Source organism: Bradyrhizobium sp. sBnM-33, from assembly GCF_032917945.1.
Classification (GTDB): domain Bacteria; phylum Pseudomonadota; class Alphaproteobacteria; order Rhizobiales; family Xanthobacteraceae; genus Bradyrhizobium.
In genome coordinates this window covers 969,118-993,619 of the sequence record NZ_CP136624.1, presented here as the reverse complement: position 1 = coordinate 993,619, position 24,502 = coordinate 969,118, and the positions used below count along the sequence as shown (strand labels likewise).

Below are 24,502 nucleotides of genomic sequence, written 5' to 3'. Positions count from 1 at the left end.
TCACTGGCCGGCACTCTCCGAATGACGCAACTGCATCCGCCGGTTCAGCGCGGTGACGCGGCCATCGCCGGTCGGCTGGTAGAACACCGAATAGCGCTTCATGGTCTCCGCGAAGGCGTCGGCGTCGGCATCCTTCTTCACCTCGAACCCGTCGAAACCGGCGCGCGACATGAATACGAACTGGTCGCGCAGCACTTGGCCGGTGGCGCGCAGCTCGCCGTCATAGCCATGCCGCTCGCGCAGCAGGCGCGCCTGGCTGTAGGCGCGGCCGTCGCGGAAGGTCGGGAATACCAGCGCGACGGCGGCCAAGCGATCGAGATAGGGCACGAGGTCGTCGACGGCGCGACTGTTCGGCCAGATCACGCCGGTTTTGCCGGCGCGCTTGAGAATGGCTTCCGGATCTTCAAGGAACCGCGCCGCCGAAATGAGGACCGCTCCGTCGCCCGGCAATTCGGCGCCGTCGGCAACATGGACGAACAGGTCGGTGGTGATTCTTCCGTTCTTAACGAGTGGCATAGACCCGCTCCTTGAATGGCTCGACGCCGAGGCGCTTAACCGTGTCCACGAACAATTCCTCGGGACGGTCGCGCAGCGCGAGATAGGCTTCGACAATGTCTTCGATCACGTCGGCAACTTCCGCATAGGGGACGGCCGGCCCGATCAGCACGCCCATCTGCGCATTTTCGTCGGCGCGGCCGCCGATCGTGATCTGGTAAAATTCCTCGCCGTTTTTCTCGACGCCGAGAATGCCGATATGGCCGACGTGGTGATGGCCACATGCGTTGATGCAGCCGGAGATGTTGATGTGCAGCCGCCCAATCATGTCGGCGGTGTCGTGGTTGGCGAAACGGCGGGTCAGTTCCTGTGCGATCGGAATCGAGCGCGCGTTGGCCAGCGAGCAGTAGTCGAGCCCGGGGCAGGCGATGATATCGGTGACCAGATTGACGTTCGGCGTGGCGAGCCCGAGACGGTCGAGCGCCTTCCAGAGCTGCGGCAGGTCGCGCTTGGCAACGTGCGGCAGCGCCAGGTTCTGCTCGTGGCCGACGCGGATTTCGCCGAAGGAGTATTTGTCGGCGAGATCGGCGACCGCGTCCATCTGGTCGGCGGTGGCATCGCCGGGCGGGCCGCCCACCGGCTTCAGCGACAGCGTCACGATCGAATAGCCCTGCACCTTGTGGGGGGCCACCGAGTTCTTGCGCCAGCGCTCGAACAGCGGATCATGCGCGGCCTGCTTCAGTTCGTCCGGCATGTGCGGCAGCTTCTCGTAAGCCGGATAGGAGAAGCGCGAACGCACTTCCTCGATGACGGGATGGTCGAGCGTCAGGGCGCTGTGACCCATCTGCCTCCATTCCTCGTCGACCTCACGCGCGAACTTCTCGATGCCGAGCTCATGCACCAGGATCTTGATGCGCGCCTTGTAGATGTTGTCGCGGCGGCCGTACTGGTTGTAGACGCGCAGGATCGCCTCGACATAGCTGAGAATGTCGCGGCCGTGGACGAACGGCTTGATGGTCTTGGCGATGAACGGCGTGCGGCCAAGACCGCCGCCGACCAGCACCTCGAAACCGGTTTCGCCGTCTGCGTTCTTGTGCAGGCGCAGCCCGATGTCATGGATCTTGATCGCGGCCCGGTCGTGCTCGGACGCGGTGATCGCGATCTTGAACTTGCGCGGCAGGAACGAGAATTCCGGATGCAGCGTAGTGTGCTGGCGCAGGATCTCCGACCAGATGCGGGGATCCTCGACCTCGCCGGGCGCGACGCCGGCCCACTGGTCCGAGGTGACGTTGCGCATATTGTTGCCGGAGGTCTGCATCGCGTGGATACCGACCTCGGCGAGTTCGGCCAACGCATCGGGCAGTTCGGCGAGCTTGATCCAGTTGAACTGGATGTTCTGCCGCGTGGTGAAATGGCCGTAGCCGCGGTCGTAGCGGCGGGCGACATGCGCGAGCCGGCGCAACTGCTTCGACGACAACGTGCCATAGGGGATCGCGACGCGGAACATGTAGGCGTGCAATTGCAGGTACACGCCGTTCTGCAGCCGCAGCATCTTGAATTCGTCCTCGGTGAGTTCGCCCGAGAGGCGGCGCTTCACCTGATCGCGGAATTCAGACACGCGCTCGTTAATCAGCGTGCGATCGAGTTCGTCATATGCGTACATGATGGATCAGCCTCAGGCCGGAAGAAGGTCGATGGTGAGGCCCTTCGACCGAATGTGTTCGCGGAGATTGCCGGGCTTGACCACCCCGCCTTTGAGCTCGACCGGCGCGATATAGGCACCGACCGCGCCGACGTCATCGGCAGCGCTTTCGGCGAGCAACGCACGCGCATCATCCGAAGTGCTCACGATCGCGGCGTCGGACAGAGCGGTCGACCAACCCTGTTGTGCGGTCCGGTAGACCACGACGCCATCCCAGGTGCGATTGGCGGTCACCACCGATGGCCCCGTGATCTTGATTTTCTTCTGTTCGAGCGGAGAGGTCATTCGGCAGCATCCAATAGTTTCGAGATGACTTGATTGACGTTGGACTGGCGCCACGGCGCGGAATGCGCGACCACGTCGCCGATGATGAGGATGGCGGGGCCGCTATCGATTTTTTCGACCAGCGCGGGAAGATTTCCGAGCGTCCCGACCACGGCCTGCGCATCCGGCCGCGTCACCCGCGCGAACACGCCGACGGGCGTTTGCGGCAACCGGCCGGCAGCCAACAGGCCTGCACGGACTGACGGTGCGGCGGTCATGCCCATATAGACCACGATGGTCATCTTCTTGTCTGTCAGCACCGACCAGTCGACGGCTTCGGCATCCTTTGCCTTGTGGGCGGTCAGGAAAGTAATGCGCAGCGCCTCACGCCTGAAGGTCAGCGGCGCTTCGAATTGCGCGGCAGCGCCGAGGCCTGCGGTGATGCCCGGCACCACCGAATAGGCAACGCCGGCGGCGCGCAGCACTTCGATTTCCTCGCCGCCGCGGCCGAAGATGAAGGGATCGCCGCCCTTCAGCCGCACCGCGCGCTGTCCAGCCCTGGCAGCCTCGATAAGCAGCTTGTTGATCGCATTCTGGCCGATGCCGGGCTTGCCGACGCGGCGGCCGACCGGAACGCGCGAAGCGTCGCGGCGCACGCGATCGAGAATTTCCGGCGACACCAGCTCGTCGTAGAAAACCACGTCGGCATCCTGCAGCGCGCGCAGCGCCTTGATGGTGAGCAGATCCGGATCGCCCGGCCCCGCGCCGACCAGCGTCACCCTGCCCTCGGCCTTGCCGTCCTTGCTCGCGCCGGCAAACGCGGAGGGATCAGTGATTTCGTTCAGCGCTTTTTCAGCCTCGCTCTTGCGCCCGGCCAGCACGAGCGCACCGATCGGGCCGTCGATCACGCGCTCCCAGAAGCGGCGGCGCAACGCGAATTCGGGAATGCGCGCGTGCATCGATTTGCGAAAGCTGCCGATGAAGGACGCGAGATCGCCGATGCGCGCCGGCAGCACCGCTTCGATGCGCTCACGCACGCGGCGTGCCACCACCGGCGATGCACCGCCGGTGCCGACGGCGACGACGACGTCGCCGCGATCAACAATCGCGGGAAAGATGAACGTGGAATGCGCGAGATCGTCCATCACGTTGACGGGCAGGCCGACTGCTTTCGCGCGCACTGACATCGCAACGCCGATATCACCGGCGCCGGCGCAGAGCACCGCGATGACGCCCGCAAGATCAGCCGTGAGCGGATCGCCTGTTGCGCGTTCGATCCGCGCGGCAGCGGTCGCATCGAGCCCCGAAACGTCATGGCTGCCGTCGGTCGCATACCAGCGAATGTTTGCGCCGGCCGATGCCAAGAGGCGCAGCTTCGCGCGGACAAGGTCGCCGGCTCCGACGAGCAGCACCACGCCGCTTTGCAGATCGAGAAACACGGGCAGAAATCGCATGCGAAACTCGCTTCCCCCACTTCGGGGTTGACTGGAATTATTTTCTATATATGTCTCGTTCAGCGCCCGCAAAGAGAAAATTATTACTTCTCTATTGCATCGCAACTATAGAATTTTCGCCCCCCAAGGCCAAGGCCCAGAGATGCATCTTCTCAACTCCAACTCTGCAAAAGACCGTCTGCGTGGCGCTGATCGCCCGAACGGCTCCGCCGTCGAAAAAATTATCGCTGACGGACGGCTGCCGCCGCCTTCGATGGATCATCTCGACGAGCTCGAGGCGCAGAGCATCTACATTCTGCGCGAGGCGTTCGCGCGGTTGAAAAAACTCGCGCTGCTGTGGTCGCTCGGAAAAGATTCCAATGTGATGATCTGGCTGGCGCGCAAAGCCTTCTTCGGCCGCGTGCCGTTTCCGGCATTGCATGTCGATACCGGCAAGAAATTTCCGGAGATGTATGCATTCCGCGACCGCTTCGGACAAGAGTGGGATCTGGATCTGAAGGTCGAGCCCTGCCCGCCGATCGACGCGGTCGATCCAACCTTGCCGCCGGCCGCGCGTTCTGCCGCCCGCAAGACTGAAGGACTGAAGTGGGCGCTAACCAAATATGGTTTTGACGGATTGATCGCCGGCATTCGCCGCGATGAAGAGGCGACGCGCGCCAAGGAGCGCGTGTTCTCGCCGCGCGGGCTCGAAGGCGGCTGGGATGTGCGCGACCAGCCCCCGGAGTTCTGGGATCAGTTCAACGCATCAGTGCCGCAAGGCGCACATCTTCGCGTTCACCCGATCCTGCATTGGACCGAGGCCGACATCTGGGCCTACACCAAGCGCGAAAATATTCCGATCATCCCGCTGTATCTTTCGAAGGATGGCAAGCGCTATCGCTCGCTGGGCGATCAGGACATCACCAATCCGGTGGCGTCGACCGCCTCCAACATCGACGAGATCCTCGCCGAGCTCGACGGCACAAAGGTGCCGGAGCGCGCCGGCCGTGCGCTCGATCACGAAACCGAAGATGCGTTCGAGCGGCTGCGCGTCGCCGGCTATCTCTAACGGACACTTGCTGTGAGCGTTGCGATGAACATGATCCTGCCTGCCAGCGTTTCGGCAACACCGAACGGCACCACCCGCCCGCAAGTCCGCATCGTCATCGTCGGCCACGTCGATCACGGCAAATCCACTTTGGTCGGCCGCTTGCTGCATGAGACCGGCAGCCTGCCCGAGGGCAAGCTGGAGATGCTCAAAGCCGTCAGCGCACGGCGCGGCATGCCGTTCGAATGGTCGTTCCTGCTCGATGCGCTGCAGACGGAGCGCGATCAGGGCATCACCATCGACACCACGCAAATCCGCTTCCGCACCCGCTCGCGCGACGTCGTGCTGATCGACGCGCCCGGCCATGCCGAGTTCCTGCGCAACATGATCACCGGAGCCTCGCAGGCCGACGGCGCGGTGCTGATCATCGACGCGCTGGAAGGCGTGCGCGACCAGACCCGGCGTCACGGCTATCTCTTGCATCTGTTGGGCATCAAGCAGGTCGCGATCGTCGTCAACAAGATGGACCGCGTTGACTTCAGCGCGGATCGCTTCAAGGAGATTAGCGACGAGATTTCGGCGCATCTGACCGGCCTTGGCGTGACGCCCTCGGCTGTGATTCCGATTTCCGCGCGCGACGGCGACGGCGTTGCGGAGCAGACGCCACGGATCGGCTGGTATCAGGGACCAACCGTCGTCGAAGCGCTCGATGCGCTCGAGCCGGCGCGGCCGTTGGAGCAACTGGCGCTCAGACTGCCGGTGCAGGCGATCTACAAGTTCGACGATCGCCGCATTGTTGCGGGTCGCATCGAGTCCGGACTACTGAGTGCGGGCGATGAAATCGTCATCATGCCCGCCGGCAAGATCGCGAAGATCAAGACGGTGGAGAGCTGGCCGGTGACACCGCTCAAGGGCAGCCACGGCGCCGGCCGCTCGGTCGGCATCACGCTCGACCGCGAATTGTTCATCGAGCGCGGCGATGTCATCGCCCATTCCGGCGCGAGCCCGCGCGATACGCGGCGAATTCGTGCCCGCATTTTCTGGCTGCACGACAAGCCGCTGTCGAAGGGCGACCAGATCCTGATCCGCCTCGGCACGCGGGAAACCCGCGCCAGCGTGGTGGCGATCGAGAAGGCGGTTGATCCCGGTGAACTCTCCAACGAGGAGACCACGGCGATCGCGCGCAATCATGTCGGCGAAATCGACATCTCGCTGGCGCAGCCGATCGCGGCCGACTCCTATCAGGAAAATTCGCGCACCGGTCGGCTGGTAATCGAGGTCAATGGCCGCATCGCCGGCGGCGGCCTCGTGCTGTCGGTCGACGCCGGACAGCGCGCCGTTCCGATCGACATCGTGCCGGTGGAATCCGCATTGCGTCCCGAAGAGCGCTCGGCGCGCTACCATCACAATGGCGCGGTGATCTGGCTGACCGGCTTGCCGGGTTCGGGCAAATCGACACTGGCACGCGCACTCGAGCGACGGCTGTTTTCGCGCGGCGGTTCGCCCATCCTGCTAGATGGCGACACGCTGCGCGCCGGCCTCAACGGCGATCTCGGTTTCTCGGCGCAGGACCGCACCGAAAACATCCGTCGGCTCGCGGAAGTCGCAACGCATCTGGCGCGCAACGGCCACATCGCTGTCGTCGCGGCGGTCTCGCCATCGGCGGACGATCGCGCCGCCGCGCGCCGGATCGCCGACATCTCGTTCCGCGAGATCTACGTCGCGACGCCGGCGGAAGTCTGCGAGAGCCGCGACCCCAAAGGCCACTACGCCAAGGCGCGCGCCGGCACGTTGCAGGCCTTCACCGGCATCGGCAATGACTACCAGCCGCCGGTCCAGGCGGAGCTGCGCATCGACACCTCGGCCAAGACAGTTTCGGACGCGACCGACGAAATCGAGCGAATGCTGGCGGAGACTGGCATTCTGTTCGACGAACTGGTGGATTTGGCGGCGAACATCTAGGCCTTTTGGGGCCTTCTCATCGACCCGGCTTTAGGGCTAAAAGGGCGGCCAACGCTGCCTTTTTTGGCGCGCTTTTTGCTGTTTTCACTCCGAAAACTGCGTTTGAACGCCAATTTCTATCGAGAAAGCCCATCATGAATCGTGTCGATGCCCACGGATTGAAGATCGCCCCCGTCCTGTTCGACTTTATCGCCAAGGAGGCGACCCCTAAGACCGGGATTTCGCCCGATGCATTCTGGGCCGGCGTCGCCGCCATCGTCAAAAAGCTCGGGCCGAAAAATCGCGAGCTGCTCGCCCTCCGCGACGCACTGCAGGTCAAGATCGACGGCTGGCATCGCGCCAACAAGGGCAAGGCTTTCGACATGAACGCCTATACGGCGTTCCTCAAGGAGATCGGTTATCTCCTGCCCGAGCCGGCCACGAAGCAGGTCGAGACATCTGATGTCGACGAGGAAATCGGCAAGATCTGCGGGCCGCAGCTCGTCGTTCCCCTGACCAATGCCCGTTATGCGCTGAACGCGGCGAATGCGCGCTGGGGCTCATTGTACGACGCTTTTTACGGCACCGACGCGATTCCGCACGATCCGAGCGAAAGCGGCAAGGGCTACAACAAGGCGCGCGGCGACAAGGTGATCGCCAAGGCCAAGACCTTCCTCGATGCCGCGGTGCCGCTGGCGACTGGCAGCCACACCGACGTGACGTCGTATAGCGTGATTGCCGGCCAGCTCGCGGTGAAGCTCAAGAGCGGCAATGCCACCGCGCTAAAATCTGCCTCGCAGTTCGCCGGATACCAGGGCGATGCCGCCCAGCCTTCCGCGGTCCTGCTGGTCAACAACGGCATGCATGTCGAAGTGAAGATCGATCGCAACCACGCGATCGGCAAGGACGATCCGGCCGGCGTCGCCGACATGATCCTGGAATCGGCGGTCTCGACCATTCTCGACATGGAAGACTCGGTTGCCGCCGTCGACGCCGAGGACAAAGTGCTGATCTATCGCAACACGCTCGGTTTGATGAACGGCACACTCTCAGCCGATTTCGAAAAGGGCGGCAAGACGGTGAAGCGTTCGCTCAATCCCGACCGCGTCTACAAGACGCCCGACGGCAAGGAGCTGACGCTGCACGGCCGCAGCCTGCTGCTGATGCGCAATGTCGGCCATCACATGTTCACCGACGCCGTGCTCGATGAGAAGGGCGAGGAGATTCCGGAAGGTCTGCTGGATGCTGCGGTCGCCGGTCTGCTCGCGATCCACGATCTCAAGGGCAATTCGAAAGTCAGGAATAGCCGCACCGGCTCGGTCTATATCGTCAAGCCGAAGATGCATGGGCCCGACGAGGTCGCGCTGACCTGTGAATTGTTCGGCGAGGTGGAAAAGCTGCTCGGACTGCCCGAGAACACCATGAAGGTCGGCATCATGGACGAGGAGCGCCGCACCACGGTCAACCTCAAGGCCTGCATCCAGAACGCATCGAAGCGCATCTGCTTCATCAACACCGGCTTCCTCGACCGCACCGGCGACGAGATTCACACCTCGATGGAAGCGGGTCCGATGATCCGCAAGAACGACATGAAGGCGCAGCCCTGGATCAAGGCCTATGAAGACTGGAATGTCGACATGGGGCTGATCGACGGCCTGCCCGGCCATGCCCAGATCGGCAAGGGCATGTGGGCGGCACCCGATAAGATGGCCGACATGCTCAGCCAGAAGCTCGGTCATCCGCAGGCCGGCGCCACCACGGCATGGGTGCCCTCGCCGACCGCCGCCACGCTGCACGCGCTGCACTACCACCAGGTCAACGTAATCGCGCGCCAGGAAGAGCTCGCCAAGGGCGGCCAGCGCGCAAAACTCTCCCACATCCTCACCATTCCGGTATCGCAGTCGAACTGGGCACCTGATGACGTGAAGCAGGAGATCGACAACAACTGCCAGGGCATCCTCGGCTATGTCGTGCGCTGGATCGACCAGGGCGTCGGCTGCTCGAAGGTGCCCGACATCCATGACGTCGGCCTGATGGAAGACCGCGCCACCCTGCGCATTTCCAGCCAGCATCTGGCGAACTGGCTCGCGCATGGCGTCGTCAGCAAGGATCAGGTGATGGAGTCGCTAAAGCGCATGGCGGTCGTGGTCGACAAGCAGAATGCCGGCGATCCGCTCTACAAGCCGATGGCACCTTCGTTCGACGGTGTTGCCTTCCAGGCCGCCTGCGATCTCGTCTTCAAGGGCCGCGAGCAGCCGAACGGCTACACCGAATACATCCTCACCGCGCGCCGCCGCGAGGCAAAGGCGGCCGGCTGAGCCATGTCATGATGCCGCGGTTCCGGCCGGAACGTCCGGAGCGGATCGCCGTTGATCGTCCATCTCAACAGGAGGAGATGACGATGGATTGGAACAGGGTTGAAGGCAACTGGAAACAGTTCAAGGGCGCGGCCAAGCAGAAGTGGGGCAAGCTCACCGATGACGATCTCAACGTGATCGAGGGGAGCCGCGAGCAACTCGAAGGCAAGCTGCAGCAGCGCTACGGCTTCGCCAAGGACCAGATCCGCAAGGACGTGGACGACTGGTTCAAAAGCTTGAAGTAGGAAATAGGAACACGCTTTCGAGCAAAAGAGCCCCGGCCTGCGCCGGGGCCTTTTCGTTGGCGGCAGCGGCTATATCACCGCGATGTATCTCAACAGCGAGATCACGCCCAGAATGATCACCACGACGCGGGCGATCTGCTTGGCGCGGCCGTCGAGCGGCAGCAGGTTGATGAGATAGAGGACGAGGATAACGACCAGGAACGTGATGAGTACACTGACAAACATGCGGAGCCCCCTTCGGCCTTGGCCGGAAAATGCGCTGGTAGTGTTTTGTTAACGTGAACGAGCGCGCCGGGTTCCGCGCCACGGAACCGAGCTCGCTTGGAAAATCGCAGTCGGCGCGAAGGCCGACGCCTACGCGGCAGCGGCGGTCGCCGAGGGTGTCAAGCAGGCTTCCCAGATGCTGGAGACGCAATAGGTCACCGCGTTCCTCGGCAAGATCCGCGCAGCGTAAAGACTCGTCGTGCCCGGGCTTGACCCGGGCATCCATCGCCCTTCGCACGAATTTTCTGAAGATGGATGGATGACCGGGTCAAGCCCGGCCATGACGGAATTGGGCACCACAATCCTCAATCCCGCGCCACCACGGGCACGCGCCCATACTTGGCGCGGACCTTTTCTGATGCGGGTGAGAAGTTCAGCTCGGCGCCGCGCTTGTCGGCGCTGCGGCCCGCGACCAGGAGCCCGTTCGCGCCGGCGACGATGTCGCCCTTGCGCAGCGTCGGGTCGTCCTCGATCTTGACCTGCGCCAGCCCGACCGGGTCCTTGCCGTTGCAGGTGCAGCCGCTGACGAGTTCGTTGCGATAGCGGAACGCGTTCGGCAATTCCGAGTACGCCTTGCCATTTTCGGCCGCGGCCTCGTCGATGCTGCTGCCGTAGAACACCTTGGTTTCGCTCGCCGGGCATAGCTTGTTGCAGGAGGCCGCCCGGCTTGCGTTGTCGGACGTTGTGAGCGGGAAGTGACGCCCGTCGCAGGTCCGCACGCAATACGCCTGACCGCCGCCGGCATAGCGCGAACGCCCCTCACCCCGCGGCGCGTACACCCGACCGTCGTCATTTGCGAAGGGCATCTGGATGTAGGGCTGGTGGCGCGGGCGAGCGAATCCGCCGAATAGCTGCGAGAAGAAGTCCTGCGCCTGCGCGGCAGGCGCCAACGCCGACGCGCAGGCCAGCGCGGCTGCGCCCCACGCCGCCAGTTTTCCCGATCGCATCAACGCTCTCCTCTCACGCATACCAGGCACAATTCAGTTGAGCTCCGGCGCCATCAGGCTCATCGCCTGGCGGCCCGACGGACCAATTGCGACCGGGCGCGGATGCGCGGCGGCCGGACGAGCCGTGATGCCGGTCCTGGAATCCCCGCCGCGCGCCATGACCGGCGCGTTCTTCGGCAGCACCACGACCTTGGTGCCGACATCGGCCCGGTTGAACAGATCGATAACGTCCTCATTGGTCAGGCGGATGCAGCCGGACGAGACGAATTTCCCGATCGTCGAGGGATCGTTGGTGCCGTGAATGCGGTACTGGCTGGTGCCGAGATACATCGCCCGCGCGCCGAGCGGATTGCCGGGACCACCGGCCATGAAGCGCGGCAGATAGGGCTGGCGCGCGATCATCTCGGCCGGCGGATGCCAATCCGGCCATTCCGCCTTGCGGCTGATGGTCTGCACCCCGGCCCAGGTAAAGCCTTCGCGGCCAACTCCGACGCCGTACCTGATGGCCCGGCCCTGCCCGAGCACGTAATAGAGCGTGGTGTTGCCGGTATCGATGACGATGGTACCCGGCGCCTCCGTCGTACCGAACGGGACGACGGCGCGGCGAAGCCGTTCGGGCGTCGCGCCCTCGTCGGACGCGATCACCTCATCGGCGGGATAAGCATTCGGCTGGGTGGACGCGTAGCCGAGCGTTTGCGCGTTCGCAGCGCTCGAGAGCGTCGACGGCGTCAGCAAGACGGCGGCGACGAGGACAAACATGCTCGCCACGCGCGACAAAGGCCGGCGGTCGGAGGACTGTGTCATGGGACTGCCCCGTGGGATATGTGCATCATTGGATGCTCTACACCAGCAAACGCGGCCACAAGCCGGCGGTTCCGAACCGCCGGTGTCGCGTCGCATCACGTCAAGTGCGACAGCGCTCACGCCTGCGCGATTGGAACTCGCACCTTGGCGTCACGTTATGATCGCAGTCCGGTTCGCGACGTCGCTTTTGCCGTGTCACCGCCGCTTCGGGCGAGGGAAAATCATTGTGAGCGTCATTCCCACCAAGCCTTCGCCCGCCAAACCTTTGGCCGCCAAATCCCCGCCGACAAAGCCGTTGCCCGGTGAACGCCAGGTTTCTCACGAGCAGGAAGGCACGCCGGTCCCCGAGAGCAAGCTCGATTTGCCGCCGGTCATCCGCCGCACCGAAGTAGTGGCGATCTCGCTCGTCGGCCTCCTGGTCGTCTGCATCATTGCCGGCCTCTATCTTGCCAAGGCGCTCCTTCTGCCGATCACGATGGCTTTTATCGTCGGGACCATGCTGTCCCCGGCCGCCAGCCTCCTGGAGCGCTACCGCATTCCGCGCGCAGTCGCTGCGGTGCTGATCGTGGCTGCCACCAGCGCCGCCGCCGCTTTCATGGTCGGCCTGATCGCCTCGCCCGCGATCGAATGGAGCGGCAAACTTCCGGAGCTGGGAGCGCTTTTGAAGGACAAGCTGCACGTGTTCGACCGGCCGCTCGCACTCTGGCAGGAACTGCAGAGCATGCTCGGCGGGCCCGGTACGCTCACGACATTGCATCTGCCCAAGGTCGACTGGGTGCAGCCGACATTGGAATTCCTGTCGCCGACCTTTGCCGAATTCCTGCTGTTCATCGCAACGCTGATCCTGTTCATTGCGAGCTGGCGGGACCTGCGCCGGGCCCTGATCCTGAATTTCGGCGAGCGGGCGTGGCGGCTGCGGACGCTGCGGATCCTCAACGAGATCGAGGAGCATCTCGGCAACTATTTGCTGCTGGTGACCACGATCAATGCCGGCGTCGGCATCGCCACTGGCCTGATCTGCGCGGTCACGGGCATGCCCAACCCGGCCAGTCTCGGCGCACTGGCGGCGATCCTGAATTTCATTCCGATCATCGGCCCGGTGGCGATGTTTGCAGTGCTGGTCGTGGTCGGCATTGTCGCGCTCCCGACCATCAGCGCCGGGCTGCTGGCGCCGGCCATGTTCGCCGTGATGACTTTCCTGGAAGGCCATTTCCTGACGCCGACGATCGTCGGCCGCCGGCTGGCGCTGAACGCGCTTGCGGTTTTCCTGGCGGTGGCGTTCTGGACTTGGCTGTGGGGCCCGATGGGCGCCTTCCTGTCGTCGCCGCTTCTGATCGTCGCGCTGATCATGAAGGAGCACTTGATGCCGCCGGATTCGCCGCAACTGCCGGAGGACTAGGGCAAGGAACTTCCCATTCGGCGGAGCGTTTGTTCCGCGGATGAACTCAGTACCCGGGAGCTTTCGATATCTGACGCCGCAATGAAGAATCTGACGGACAAAGCGACCTACGAGCGCCTGCAGAAGGATATGACCGCTGTGAAAAACGATATCGCAGCCCTGACCGAGCAGATCACCGACGCGCTGAGCAGTTTTGCCGGCACCGCCGGCAAGCAGGCGCGACATGGCTTCAGGCAGGCGCGCGCCAATGCGGAACAGGTGGCCGACGACGTGTCCGAGCGCGGCAGCGCGATGCTGGACGCCGCCCAGGATGCCGCATCTTCGATCGAGGAGACGCTGGAAGACGCCATCACGCAGCGTCCGCTGGCAACCGTCGCCCTGGCGCTGGGGATCGGCTTTCTGATCGGTGTGGCGTGGCGTAGGTAGGTTTGGCGAAGGATCGCGTGCGCTGGACAGCCATGGCCTGCATCGCCTCTTGCATTCCCGTGGCGACGGAGCGCTGCGGCGTGTTTCGTTGACGCGGGTTTTCAGATCGAGGCTTGGCCATGTTTCAGCGACTGATCGACGATTTCAAGGAATCGACCGGCACCGCGTTGCGGCTCACTTCGCTGGCGGCAGCGGCAGCGATGGCATTGCTGGTCACGGCCGCCTTTCTCTGCGCAGCGGCCTTCGTGTTCGTGCTGGAGCGATACGGTCCCGTGCAGGCTTGCCTCACCGGTGCCGCCATCTTCTTCGTGGTCGCGCTCATTGCGGCCGGCTTCTACATGGTGCGCAAGAAGGAGATCGAGGCGCGCGCCAAACAGGCGGCGAAGGCGAAATCCACCGCGCAGACCGTGCTGTCCGATCCGATGCTGGTCGCGACCGGCATCCAGGTGATCCGCGCCGTCGGCGTCAAGAAGCTGATCCCGATTCTCGCGATCGGCGGACTGGCGCTCGGATTTCTCGCGAGCCGCGCCAACGCAAGCAGCGGCGAGGCGCCGGCGGAGTAGGTGAGCTCGCCCGTCGTGAGATAACGAAGTTGTCGTCGGCCCGCGCGCATGCGTATCCAGCGCGCAACGGCCCATCCACATCATTGCGAGCCAACGGGTCGCAATAACGACGAGTGCCGAAGCACCACAAGCTGTCATCCCCCGCGAAAGCGGGGGATCCAGTACGCTGCGGCCTATCGGTTCAATCACTGCTGTCTCTGGAATACTGGGTCACCCGCCTTCGAGGGTGACGACAACGGAATATGAGGCGGCCTTCTCGCGGCGCATTGCACCCGAGTTTTTTTTGTCAACTCACCGCCCTCTCCAATCAGAGGGCGCAGGGAAGACCGGGTGCGCGCGTCTTCGGCGCGAGCAAATCAGCTCTCAGTTTGTAGGGTGGGCAAAGCGCAAGCGTGCCCACCATCACTTGCACCGAACGGTTGGAATGGTGGGCACGGCGCTGTCGCGCCTTTGCCCACCCTACAGATCTCGCTTGGCGGACACGATGTCTCGCGCCGCGGAGCCGCGGATCAGGTGACGCAGCGGCCGGGCTGAAGCAGTTTTGCGACTTCGGTCAACACGCTGACCGGCGGTTCGCAGGCGATCACCGTCTTCGATTTGTCAGGTTTGTTGTCTGGCTTGGCGGGTGGCGCCGGGCGGTTCCGCGCCTCCTCTTGAACCACGGGAACACGTACCACTACGGATGTGTCGTCGAGGCCGACGGTCCGGATCGTTATCGTCTCGGTCTGGCCCGCCGCGGCTTTGACGGCCGCCCGGTCGGCCTTGGCGGCGCGGTTAATGTCTGCTCCGCGGCTGATGTCTGTTCCGGGTGAGGTCGCGGCGAGCTTCAGCCGGCTGGCCAGATCGTGACCGGAAGCGAGCTGAACGGCGCCAAACGTAGCGAAGACGGCAAGAAGGGCAAAAATTGCTTTGAAAATCTGTGACATGGCTCGGTGTCCCTCGCCCCATGGCGATCACGAACACAACCCGAACCGAGTAGCCGTAGGTCCGATGCTTATCGATCACTTAACCGTGTATGAAAAAGATTCCCAAAAAATATTTGTCGGAGGCTGGAACGACTTTGGGGGGCTCGGAGTCATCCTGGCAGCCGGTTATTCCCCCTGCCCCATTGACCGGCGACGTAGGGCGCGACCGTGGTGATGCCGGTCGCGCCCTGCTTTTTTTCAAATCTGCCTGCTTCTATCGCCCCGCCGCCTTCATCTCCTCACTCGGCTTCACATCTTGCGATCTGCTGTAGATCGCAACCGCCACGATCAGCACCAGCGTCAGCGTGCCGAACAACGCGCGATAGGCTTCCTCCGTGCGCGCGCCGTTCGCGAGCGGCTCGAAGGCGCCGATGATGATGCCGGAGAGTGTCTGCATGCAGGCCACGCCGAGCATCACCGACGTGTTCATCGTCGAGATGCCGCGGCCGATCAGCCGATCCGGGAAGATGCCGCGGCCGTGCGTCATCACCATGGTGCTGGAAGCGGAGAAGAAGCCCATGGCGACGATGACGCCGATCGGTAGCCAGGCAGGCGGGTGGGAGAACAGCGCCAGAATCGCGAGCAACAAAATGATCGCCGAGGTGCCGCCGATGGCGATCCATTTGCGGGTGTCGAGCCGGCGGTCGAGCGGGCCGAAGGCAAGCATGCCGACCTGGTAGGCGATCACCGCGCAGAGCAGGACGTTGCCGGCCGCGATCGGGCCGAGGCCATGCACCTCGCGCAGGAACGCGCCGCCCCACAGGCCCTGCACGGTGAAGGTGCAGGCATAGTTGCAGAAGTTCAGCGCCAATATCGGCTTCAGGCGCGGGTTATGCAGCACCTCGATCAGGCCTTTGAGCATCTCGCCGGGCGGCTCCACCTTGCGGCTCAGGAACGGGTGACCGGGCGGCGCGTCGCGCACCACCAGAAAGATCGCGATCGTGGCGAGCGCGGTGAAGACGACGACGGCGCCGAACACCGGACGCCAGCCGACCGCCTGCGACGCCCAAGCGAGCGGCGTGGTGGCGGCGAGGTTGCCGAGCAGGCCGATTGACAGCACGATCGCGGTTAGCGTGGAAAAACGATCCGGCGGAAACCAGCGCGAGATCACCACCATACTGCCGATCAGCATCACGCCGCAGCCGGCCCCCATCAGCACGCGGCCGGTGAGCAGCACCGGCCAGCTCGGCGCCAGCGTGAACATCGCGCCACCAATGCAGGCCACGATCAGCATGCCGACCACGGTATAGCGGGGCCCGAAACGGTCGAAAAAGAAGCCGCACGGGATCTGCATCGCGGCGAAGCCGAAGAAGAACGCGCCGGTCAGCGCTCCCAGTGCTTCCGGCCCGATGGCGAGATCGCGCATCAGGTCGAGACCGATGGTGACGTTGGAGGCTCGATAAAAATGGCTCGCGACATAGGCGGTCGCCAAGGTCGCAACGATAATCAGGCCCCGGCGGAGGGGGAAAGGCCGCTCGGCGGGCTGCATCGGTGACGGGACGTTTCCGTTTGTTTTCTCGTTGCAGCGAGCCTATGCGGGCGCGGCGCTCAGTTCAACAAGCAATCGATCCGATTGGTAGCCTCCATGTCAGTGCGTGCATGGCCCTTTGAAAAAATCCGGCGCGCAGGTGGCGCGCCGGATAGTCCGACCAGCTTTCACGTCGAAGCTGGTGGCCCGAGCCAGGGGGAGGTGCCTGGCCGAGAACACGGTAACGCCGGCGGTTCCCGGTCCCAACGTGCGGAATTCCGGGATCGGCGGCGTATCAGCAGAAGCAATCATACCGCCGGCTTCACAAGCCGGAGGTGAACTGCTTCACAGACCGCGGCACAAAAAGACAGGCGTGCAGCGGCCGCGCGGGATCCATTCCAACTCTACGCAACAACAATTCGGGTCAGTCCGCAGCCTGCGGTTCAATCGACCAATCAGAAATCATCCCGCAATGCCACCGCCATTGATCGCTCCGCGCGTCGCGAACGGCGGCAATTGCTGGCGGATTTCGCGTAGTCCCGGCCGCTCGGACGGATCGCGCCCGAGCGTTGCTTTCAATTCCGCAAGGTCGAGAAAAGCGTCGGCCTGACGCCGCAGTTCGTCAGCCACCATCGGAGGCTGGCTGGTCAAGGTCGAGACGACAGTAACGTGCACGCCGCGGCGCTGCACCGCCTCCAGCAGCGGGCGGAAATCCCCATCGCCGGAGAACAGAAACATCCTGTCGATGCGCCCGGCGAGCTCCATCGCATTGACGGCAAGCTCGACATGCATGCTGCCCTTCACCTTGCGGCGGCCGCTGGCGTCAACGAATTCCTTGGTGAGCTTGGTGACGACGGTGTAGCCGTTATAATCGAGCCAATCGATCAGGGGACGGATGGATGTATATTCCTGATCCTCAATGACGGTTGTGTAGTAGAACGCGCGCAACAACGCGCCACGGCCCTGGAACTCCTTGAGCAGACGCCGGTAATCGATATCGAAACCGAGTGTCCTGGCGGTCGCGTATAGATTGGCGCCATCGATAAAGACCGCGATTCTATCGGACGGTGTCATCAGACACTGGACTCTCATTTAAGGGCACGCCGATCGAGCGAGCATTCGCTAAAGGCTTGCCTGCACGCTGCTAAGGTACCAAAGCTGACCGAGGTGACGAGGCAGGTGGCGCCGACGACCGGGAGGAACAATCGTGCGCTGCGCCGGTAGTTCAATCGATATGCATCCTGCCTCGACGCGCCAACGTTAAAGTGCGCGCGCGCCGAGCTCAATTGTACCGAGGTAAGCCGCCGGTATCGAAACGGATGGACCGACTATACGAAGGTTTATGAGCCGCATCCGCAGTGACGCTGCGGGCGGGTGCGACCTCAGCCGAACTGTGACGTAGGCTGCATCAGCCGCGCCTGCCGCCCGCGACGTAGCCGGCGGTAACTTCGCCCTCGTGGGCGGCGAAGGCTGCCAGGGCTTTCATCCGGACGCTTGGCTCGCTGAACCAGCTCGGTATCGTCCGGCGCCGGTGGGCCGGAAGCCCGCATCGCTGCATCGGCGCTGCCACGAGCAAACCGATCAGCCTGCCTTGTAATCAACCAAAAGGCGAATATGATCCGGCGCGTTGAAAATTGCAGAGTCTCCTATGTTGCGCCGAATCAGCCTGATTGCCCTGCTTACTACGATCGCCATGCCTGCTGTTGCGCGGTCCGAAACGATCAAGGAATGGCACAAGGAGATCATTGCCCGGTTGGATAGCAGCAAGCGTTTTCCAGCGGCAGCGTCGGACCACCGTGGCACCGCCAAGGTCGGTTTCGTCCTGGACCGCAATGGCGGACTGGTTTCTCGCTGGCTCGAGGAAAGTACCGGCAATCGCGCGCTCGACGAAGAAAGCCTGGCGATTATCGAACGTGCCCAACCGTTTCCGATACCTCCGCCGAACCTGAATGAAGATCATCTGAGATTGGCAATCCCATTTATATTCGCGAACCGGCCCGGCTTCGCGAACCAGCCCGGCCCGTCGTGGGAACAGGAAGAAGCGAGGCTGAGGTCCAAGGTGAACAGCATCTGCCGCGGCTGTTGAGCCACACGGCTTCCATCACGCCCTTCGCAAGGCCAGCCGCCAGCACCATCGCCACGACCTCACGCACGCCGAGTGGTTCGCCCAGAATGAGCGCCGCTTCGACACGCATTACCTGGCCTACCGACCTCCTTGCAGAACAGCTTTCACGGCTTTCCACGCGGGCGCGATGACAAATCCGACGACCGGAATCGATGCGGCGCCGATCAGCAATCCGATGACACCGGAGATGGCGGCCTCAACCATCCATTCGACAATCGCGGCGACGGGCGGCACCGCGTGCGCCGCAGCCTCGGCCGCCGCCTTGACGGCGTGTTCGATCGCGGGCGGGCCGAAGACCTCGAGGCCATGCAGGATGATGCCGCCGCCCACCCAGATCATGGCGGCGGTGCCGATCACACTGAGGAGTTTCAGAAGCACGGGCATGCTGCGAACGATGCCGCGTCCGAGCGCGCGGCCTAGAGCCGAGGCGCGGTCGCTCCGCGCCAGAGCCACGCCGACATCGTCGGCCTTCACGATCAGCGCGACCACGCCATACACGGCGACGGTGATTCCGATCGCCACGACCGCCAACACGAGCGCCTGCTTCCAAATGCTCCCCGCTGGGAGCGCCGCCAGCGTGATCGCCATGATCTCGGCTGAAAGGATGAAGTCGGTCTTGATCGCGCTTGCGACCTTCTCGTCTTCGACTGACTGAGCGTTCAACGACACCGAGCCGAGCTGGGCCTCGTGCTGGTGTGCCTGATGGGGCATGACCGCTTCCAGCACTTTCTCGACCCCTTCGTAGCAAAGATAGACGCCGCCCAGCATCAGCAGCGGCGTGATCGTCCAGGGGAGGAAGTAGCTCAGCACCAAGGCGGCTGGCAGCAGAATCAACAGCTTGTTGCGCAGCGATCCTGCGGCGATCCTGCCCACAATGGGAAGCTCGCGCTTCGGCTCGAACCCGATCACGTAACCGGGCGTGACCGCGGTATCGTCGATCACGACGCCTGCGGCTTTTGCGCCCGCCCTGGCGGCCTGGCTAGCGACATCATCGAGGGAGGCTGCGGCTACCTTCGCGATACCAGCGACATCGTCGAGAAGGCCGATCAGCCCGATACTCATCGAATTCTACCCCACACCATTCGCAGATTCATCGCAGACAAGCTGCGGCATGTACACGACGAGAAAAATCCGGCGCGCTAGTCGAGCGCGCCGGATGCATTCCTACTCACTCAACAAGGCCTAGATCAACCGGTGGCTGCGCGCGGGGTCCGATTGCGCGAGTTGCGCTGGAAGAACAACGCCTGGCTCGCGACCGCCGAAACCATCGCGGGCTGGAACGGTTTTGAGATCAGGAACGCGGGCTCGGGGCGTTCGCCGGTCAGGAAGCGCTCGGGGTAAGCGGTGATGAACACCACCGGCACCTCGAACGCGCGTAGCAATTCGTTGACCGCATCGAGGCCCGACGAGCCGTCGGCGAGCTGGATGTCAGCGAGGATCAGGCCGGGCTTTTTGTTCTTGGCGAGCGCGACGGCGTCGGCATGGGTGCGGGCGACGCCGATGACGTTGTGACCGAGATTCTTCACGAGGCTCTCGAGGTCCATCGCGATGAAGGTCTCGTCCTCGATGATCAGGACGTCGGTGGCGATTTCCGCCGCCATCTCGCGGCCGGCGGTATCCGTCAGTTGCCGGGTCTCGGCAATGTCGGTATTGAGAATGAACGCTACCTCTTCCTCGGAGAAGCCTTCGAGCGACAGCAAGAGGAAAGCCTGCCGCGGCAGCGGCGTGATGTTCGACAGCCGCCGCTCCGGCGGCAGCGCCAGCGTCGCGACATCAGGATTGTCGTTGAGCGAGACCGAATTCCAGATCTGGGTGAACAGCTTGAACAGCCCGGCGCGCGGGCCGAACCGTTCATCCAGCAGCGAGCCATCCTGCAGCAGGGCCTCCAGCATGGCGGCCACATAGGCATCGCCCGAGGCCTGATTTCCGGTGAGCGCACGGGCATAGCGCCGCAACAGCGGCAGATGTTCAGCAACGAGCTGTGATCGGGACATCCCCATTCCATCCTTGTCTTGGGCCGTATCCTTGGCCGTTACTTAGGGTCGCATCTGGGCGGACGTAACCTTGAGCGCCGCGTCCGGCGCCAATTAAAAGTTTCTTAAGCCTTGATTCGGGGGGACCCGGTTCCCCTGGCACCCCGACTACTCGCGGAAGCCAAAAAAGTTCCAGAAAAAGTTCCCAGTTTTCGGAACCATCCGCAGATATTCGCATTAGCCTCTGACCTATAACGCGGCGGCTAGGCCCAATTTCGAGGTAACCTCTTGAAACCACAGAGAATTAACTCTCGGGGAAGCGTGGATCAGACCATGAAGGAAGCAAAAAAGCAGGGCGGGCTCAATGCCGAGATTCAATCGAGGATCGGCCACCAGCTTCGCGCCATGTACGATGATGTGGTCCGACAGGGCGTGCCGGACCGCTTTGCGGAGCTGATCCGGAAGCTCGATGGGCCGGAGGCGGCGGCGGCCCAGATCGACGAAACAGCAAAAAATGACGGGAGGGACTAATGCCTCTCACGGACTCTCTTCGCGACGACATTTTGGCGTCGGTACCAAGCCTGCGCGCGTTCGCGATCTCACTTTCGGGCAATGGTGACCGTGCGGACGACCTTGTGCAGGAAACGTTGCTGCGCGCCATTGCCAACATTGACTCGTTCCAGCCCGGCTCGAACCTGCCGGCCTGGTTGTTCACCATCCTGCGCAACCTGTTCCGCTCCGACTATCGCAAGCGGCGGCGCGAGGTGGAGGACGCCGAGGGCAATTACGCGAAAACTTTGAAGACCCAGCCGTCGCAAAACGCGCATCTGGAGTTCGAGGAGTTTCGCACAGCGCTCGACAAGCTGCCGCAGGACCAGCGCGAAGCGTTGATCCTGGTCGGTGCCTCCGGCTTCTCCTACGAGGACGCCGCTGCCATCTGCGGCTGCGCGGTCGGCACTATCAAGAGCCGCGTCAACCGCGCGCGCTCGAAACTCTCAGCGTTGCTCTATGTCGAGGGCGCCGAGGATTTCGGGCCCGACGAGACGGTGCGCGCCGTGATCGGCGGCAATGGCGGCTGACGACGCGATCGAGACGGCACGGAAAAGGCGGCCCGAGCGGGCCGCCTTTTTTGTTGCCGGTGTCGTAGTGTCGTAACCCGGATAGCGCAGCGATATCCGGGAGCAACTGCAGATCGGCCCCGGATGTCGCTTCGCTCATCCGGGCTACTGCTCCTCCGTGATTAGCGCGATGAGAACCAATGCGGAGATGGAGCGTACAGCTCTCCAACTCCGTCGTCTCTGCGCACGCAGGACGACGTGCGGAGAGAGTGACCTACTTTACCGGCCGTACCGGCGCGGAAATCTCGCCCGTGCGGTCGCGCTCGGTCATGTCGACCACGGTTACCATCGGCGCGGTGAGTTCGTAGACATAGCTGACATCGGTGAAGTAGCGTTTTGCCGTGCCGCCGAGCGCTTCGGGAGCGACGCGGTCGAGCAGGATGAGGCCGAAATCCGAGTCTTCGCGCCGCGTCGCTGCGCTGGTGTTGAACTCTTCCCAGCGGAAATGAAAGATCGTGTCGGGCTCCTCGCCCGAGACTTCCCAGTTCGCGACGATATGCGGATGCTTGCCGACCAGCGACAGGCCCTCGTCTGAGTGCGAGGCCAGTTCGAAGAACAACAGCGAGAGCGACTGGGCGGCACGCGCGCTGACAGCGATATCCGGGCCGTTGACGACGATACGGTCGGCATGCGGGATCGCGCGCGACTCGAACAGGCCCTTGAGCTTGACGCCCTGCCACTGGCTTTCGCTGAGCAGCGTCACCACGTTCGACATCGCATGGATGCGGCCGATCAATAGCTCGCGCGACACATCCATGTCGGAGCCGTGGCGCAGCGTGCGCGTCACGATCGACTGGATCACGGCGAGGATGTTCTTGACCCGGTGGTTGAGCTCGTCGATGACGGCGGTCAAGCGCCGCTCGAAACCGATCCGCACCTCGATCTCGCGGCTGAGCCGCAGATTGTTGTAGGCGACATAGCCGAACAGCCCGCAGACGATGCCGGTGAGCGCCAGCCCAATGGCCGCGACGACGATCGCGGTCTGCTGCGCACGCTGCGCGGCGTTGTTCTTGGCGTAATAGCCGAGCGACCAGTCGCGGCCGCCGAACGTTACCGTCCGCACCACCGACGGCAGCGGATCGCCCTGCCTCACCGCCCGCAGCGTGACGACGCCCTGCTCGTTGGCGACATATTCGTCATTGGCGTCATCAGGGTCCTTCAACACCACCGAAAACAGCGAGCGGTCGTCATCGGTCAGCATCAGCGGCGCCAACTCGTAGGAAAAGGTGACGAAGCCGGCCGGCTCCGAACTGCCCTCCAGCAGAATCGGAGAGGCCAGTACGAGACCGATCGGCCCGTTCTGGCGCAACAGCGGGATCGGGTCCGAGGCCAGCGGCTTGCCGGTTGCCGCCGCTTGCGCCAGCATCGGCCCGATCACCGAGTGGCGGTCGTAGGCGCGGCCGGGAAAGCCGAGCGTATCCGGACTGCGCGGCTCGAGATCCATCAGCACGTCGATCGGCTTGTTGATGGTCCGGAGATCCAGCGGCTTGTCGTCGAAATCCCTGATCGTTGGATTGGTGAACCCGGCCCCCTTCAACTCCGCCTGCGCAGCCGCCAGATCGCCCGGCTTGAGACGCGCGATCCAGGACGCAACCACAAAATCGGTCTTGAAGGCATAGATCGCCGAACGCAGCGGCTGCAGCATGTTGGCCTTCACTACCGAGGGTGAACGAAATAGGCCGGATGCAACGCGCGCGAGCAATTCGCGCTCGGTCAGCCGGTCCTGCACCAGGCTGGCATGAACGTCGATGGCGCGCGACAGCGCGATGCCGTCGATCGCCAGTTCCTGCTCGTGAACGCGATAGGCTGCGAGACCGGAGAGCAGAACTCCGATCAGCGCGATAAAGCCGATAATGAAGCCCAGCCGAACCACTCGCTTACTCAGGAATGACGTGTTGGCGAAGACGTATTGGAAGCATTTCGAGGTCTGCCGGGGCAGAGACACATGGCAATAGCGCGAAGGCCAAGCGCGGCGAATATGACGGAGCGATCATCAGCACGCAACTGACAGCTTGGCAGCGGGCAAACAACACGGCAGCCGTTAACGCTGATTTGGCGGCGCCAGAAGTTGATAATCTGACAGCGTCGATTTGGTTCCGGCGCGGACGGACAAATCCGAGGGCTGCGGCGGCGGACCGAGCATTAATGTTAACGCGCCGCTCACCTGCCGCTGGCCTGACCGCTTGTTCGGCCGCCTGTTCGCTGGGTCGGCTATCCCGCGCTCGCTGTGGTCCCTCTCCCCGTTCTTCACGGGGCGAGGGAGGTCTGGGCCCTACCGGGCCTTCGCGGCCGGGCGCAGGCCGCCCTTGGTCTCGATGAAGCCGATGATGCGATCGAGCCCCTCGCTCTTCTTCAAATTGGTCATCACGAACGGCCGCTCGCCGCGCATACGCTTGGCGTCAGTCTCCATCTTCTCCAGCGACGCGCCGACGTAAGGCGCCAGGTCGATCTTGTTGATGACGAGGAGGTCCGAGCGGGTGATGCCAGGCCCGCCCTTGGAGGGGATCTTGTCGCCGGCGGCGACATCGATCACGTAGATCGTGAGATCGGCGAGTTCGGGGGAAAACGTCGCGGCAAGATTGTCGCCGCCGGATTCGATCAGCACCAGATCGAGATCGGGAAATTTCGCGCGCATGTCGGCGACCGCCGCGAGATTCATAGAGGCGTCCTCGCGGATCGCGGTGTGCGGACAGCCGCCGGTCTCGACGCCGGCGATGCGGTCCGGCGTCAGCGAGCCCGAGCGGACCAGAAACTCCGCGTCCCATTTGGTGTAGATGTCGTTGGTGATGGCGGCGATGTCGTAGCGCTCGCGCATCGACTTGCAGAGCAGGTCCATCAGCGCGGTCTTGCCGGAGCCGACAGGACCGCCGACGCCGATACGGAGCGGGCCGTGAGATTTTGACATTTGCGATGCTCTTCTAGTTGCGCGCTTGGACGATCGTAGCCCGGATGGAGCGCAGCGCAA

At 63.4% G+C, this 24,502-nt stretch carries 24 protein-coding genes; 10 read left to right on the top strand and 14 right to left on the bottom strand.

The annotated features are described in order from the left end of the window. From RX328_RS04655 to cysG, 4 genes are read right to left on the bottom strand one after another with little or no spacing between them, the layout of a single operon-like run. A complete protein-coding gene (locus tag RX328_RS04655) occupies window positions 1-516 on the bottom strand; it encodes a DUF934 domain-containing protein (protein WP_213248452.1) in 516 nt (171 codons plus the stop codon). Then, a complete protein-coding gene (locus RX328_RS04650) occupies window positions 503-2,158 on the bottom strand; it encodes a nitrite/sulfite reductase (RefSeq protein WP_213248454.1) in 1,656 nt (551 codons plus the stop codon). The genes RX328_RS04655 and RX328_RS04650 overlap by 14 nt, the downstream gene beginning before the upstream one ends. A 12-nt stretch (window positions 2,159-2,170) precedes the next feature. Beyond that, complete coding sequence (locus RX328_RS04645) at window positions 2,171-2,482, bottom strand: DUF2849 domain-containing protein (protein ID WP_213248456.1); 312 nt, start codon at window positions 2,480-2,482, stop codon at window positions 2,171-2,173. Next, on the bottom strand, window positions 2,479-3,915 hold the full coding sequence (gene cysG, locus RX328_RS04640) for a siroheme synthase CysG (protein ID WP_213248458.1): 1,437 nt from the start codon (window positions 3,913-3,915) through the stop codon (window positions 2,479-2,481). Before cysG ends, RX328_RS04645 begins: the two co-directional genes overlap by 4 nt. Before the next feature lie 253 nt (window positions 3,916-4,168). Between cysG and cysD the strand changes: the two genes are divergently transcribed. The 4 genes from cysD to RX328_RS04620 all read left to right on the top strand — a co-directional run bounded on the left by cysD (window position 4,169) and on the right by RX328_RS04620 (window position 9,485). Beyond that, window positions 4,169-4,963, top strand: a complete 795-nt coding sequence (cysD, locus tag RX328_RS04635) for a sulfate adenylyltransferase subunit CysD (protein ID WP_213248832.1) — start codon at window positions 4,169-4,171, stop codon at window positions 4,961-4,963. Window positions 4,964-4,987: 24 nt separating this feature from the next. After that, entirely contained in the window at window positions 4,988-6,904 is a 1,917-nt protein-coding gene (gene cysC, locus RX328_RS04630) for an adenylyl-sulfate kinase (protein WP_213248460.1), read from the top strand. 134 nt (window positions 6,905-7,038) lie between these two features. Then, window positions 7,039-9,201 (top strand): malate synthase G, encoded by a 2,163-nt coding sequence (locus RX328_RS04625; RefSeq protein ID WP_213248462.1) that lies wholly within the window; start codon window positions 7,039-7,041, stop codon window positions 9,199-9,201. An 83-nt stretch (window positions 9,202-9,284) separates the two neighbouring features. Next, window positions 9,285-9,485, top strand: a complete 201-nt coding sequence (locus RX328_RS04620; RefSeq protein WP_213248464.1) for a CsbD family protein — start codon at window positions 9,285-9,287, stop codon at window positions 9,483-9,485. Window positions 9,486-9,554: 69 nt separating this feature from the next. Here RX328_RS04620 and RX328_RS04615 read toward each other — a convergent pair whose 3' ends face one another. From RX328_RS04615 to RX328_RS04605, 3 genes are all read right to left on the bottom strand, one after another. Further along, a complete protein-coding gene (locus RX328_RS04615) occupies window positions 9,555-9,710 on the bottom strand; it encodes a Thivi_2564 family membrane protein (protein ID WP_213248466.1) in 156 nt (51 codons plus the stop codon). A 344-nt stretch (window positions 9,711-10,054) separates the two neighbouring features. Continuing rightward, complete coding sequence (locus tag RX328_RS04610) at window positions 10,055-10,696, bottom strand: DUF2865 domain-containing protein (protein WP_213248468.1); 642 nt, start codon at window positions 10,694-10,696, stop codon at window positions 10,055-10,057. Window positions 10,697-10,729: 33 nt separating this feature from the next. Next, entirely contained in the window at window positions 10,730-11,500 is a 771-nt protein-coding gene (locus RX328_RS04605) for a L,D-transpeptidase (RefSeq protein WP_213248471.1), read from the bottom strand. Between the two features lie 295 nt (window positions 11,501-11,795). On the opposite strand from RX328_RS04605, the gene RX328_RS04600 reads away from it, so the two are divergent. The 3 genes from RX328_RS04600 to RX328_RS04590 all read left to right on the top strand — a co-directional run bounded on the left by RX328_RS04600 (window position 11,796) and on the right by RX328_RS04590 (window position 13,888). Then, window positions 11,796-12,899 (top strand): AI-2E family transporter, encoded by a 1,104-nt coding sequence (locus tag RX328_RS04600; RefSeq protein ID WP_249726172.1) that lies wholly within the window; start codon window positions 11,796-11,798, stop codon window positions 12,897-12,899. An 81-nt stretch (window positions 12,900-12,980) separates the two neighbouring features. After that, window positions 12,981-13,325 carry a YqjD family protein gene (locus tag RX328_RS04595; RefSeq protein ID WP_213248475.1) on the top strand — a complete coding sequence of 115 codons (345 nt, stop codon included), beginning with the start codon at window positions 12,981-12,983 and terminating at the stop codon, window positions 13,323-13,325. A gap of 119 nt (window positions 13,326-13,444) precedes the next feature. Continuing rightward, complete coding sequence (locus RX328_RS04590; RefSeq protein ID WP_213248477.1) at window positions 13,445-13,888, top strand: hypothetical protein; 444 nt, start codon at window positions 13,445-13,447, stop codon at window positions 13,886-13,888. Between the two features lie 509 nt (window positions 13,889-14,397). On the opposite strand, the gene RX328_RS04585 is transcribed toward RX328_RS04590, so the two are convergent. The 3 genes from RX328_RS04585 to RX328_RS04575 all read right to left on the bottom strand — a co-directional run bounded on the left by RX328_RS04585 (window position 14,398) and on the right by RX328_RS04575 (window position 17,395). Next, window positions 14,398-14,814: a hypothetical protein gene (locus RX328_RS04585; protein WP_213248479.1), complete on the bottom strand. Its 417-nt coding sequence runs from the start codon at window positions 14,812-14,814 to the stop codon at window positions 14,398-14,400. Between the two features lie 253 nt (window positions 14,815-15,067). Further along, a complete protein-coding gene (locus tag RX328_RS04580) occupies window positions 15,068-16,342 on the bottom strand; it encodes an MFS transporter (RefSeq protein WP_213248481.1) in 1,275 nt (424 codons plus the stop codon). A gap of 441 nt (window positions 16,343-16,783) precedes the next feature. Next, window positions 16,784-17,395 carry an NYN domain-containing protein gene (locus RX328_RS04575; RefSeq protein WP_213248483.1) on the bottom strand — a complete coding sequence of 204 codons (612 nt, stop codon included), beginning with the start codon at window positions 17,393-17,395 and terminating at the stop codon, window positions 16,784-16,786. A gap of 574 nt (window positions 17,396-17,969) precedes the next feature. Between RX328_RS04575 and RX328_RS04570 the strand changes: the two genes are divergently transcribed. Beyond that, on the top strand, window positions 17,970-18,407 hold the full coding sequence (locus RX328_RS04570; protein WP_213248485.1) for an energy transducer TonB: 438 nt from the start codon (window positions 17,970-17,972) through the stop codon (window positions 18,405-18,407). Window positions 18,408-18,524: 117 nt separating this feature from the next. Here RX328_RS04570 and RX328_RS04565 read toward each other — a convergent pair whose 3' ends face one another. Further along, complete coding sequence (locus RX328_RS04565) at window positions 18,525-19,508, bottom strand: DUF808 domain-containing protein (RefSeq protein WP_213248487.1); 984 nt, start codon at window positions 19,506-19,508, stop codon at window positions 18,525-18,527. A gap of 125 nt (window positions 19,509-19,633) precedes the next feature. Beyond that, the gene (locus RX328_RS04560; protein WP_213248490.1) at window positions 19,634-20,440 is read right to left on the bottom strand and encodes a response regulator; all 807 of its coding nucleotides are present in this window, start codon (window positions 20,438-20,440) and stop codon (window positions 19,634-19,636) included. 312 nt (window positions 20,441-20,752) lie between these two features. Here RX328_RS04560 and RX328_RS04555 point away from each other — a divergent pair, with 312 nt between their 5' ends. Both RX328_RS04555 and RX328_RS04550 read left to right on the top strand, forming a co-directional pair. Continuing rightward, complete coding sequence (locus RX328_RS04555; RefSeq protein WP_057841045.1) at window positions 20,753-20,950, top strand: NepR family anti-sigma factor; 198 nt, start codon at window positions 20,753-20,755, stop codon at window positions 20,948-20,950. Further along, the gene (locus RX328_RS04550; protein WP_028349310.1) at window positions 20,950-21,498 is read left to right on the top strand and encodes a sigma-70 family RNA polymerase sigma factor; all 549 of its coding nucleotides are present in this window, start codon (window positions 20,950-20,952) and stop codon (window positions 21,496-21,498) included. Before RX328_RS04555 ends, RX328_RS04550 begins: the two co-directional genes overlap by 1 nt. A gap of 253 nt (window positions 21,499-21,751) precedes the next feature. Here RX328_RS04550 and RX328_RS04545 read toward each other — a convergent pair whose 3' ends face one another. After that, window positions 21,752-23,410, bottom strand: a complete 1,659-nt coding sequence (locus RX328_RS04545) for an HWE histidine kinase domain-containing protein (protein ID WP_213248492.1) — start codon at window positions 23,408-23,410, stop codon at window positions 21,752-21,754. 399 nt (window positions 23,411-23,809) lie between these two features. Further along, entirely contained in the window at window positions 23,810-24,442 is a 633-nt protein-coding gene (gene ureG, locus RX328_RS04540; protein WP_213248494.1) for an urease accessory protein UreG, read from the bottom strand. Between the last annotated feature and the right edge of the window lie 60 nt (window positions 24,443-24,502).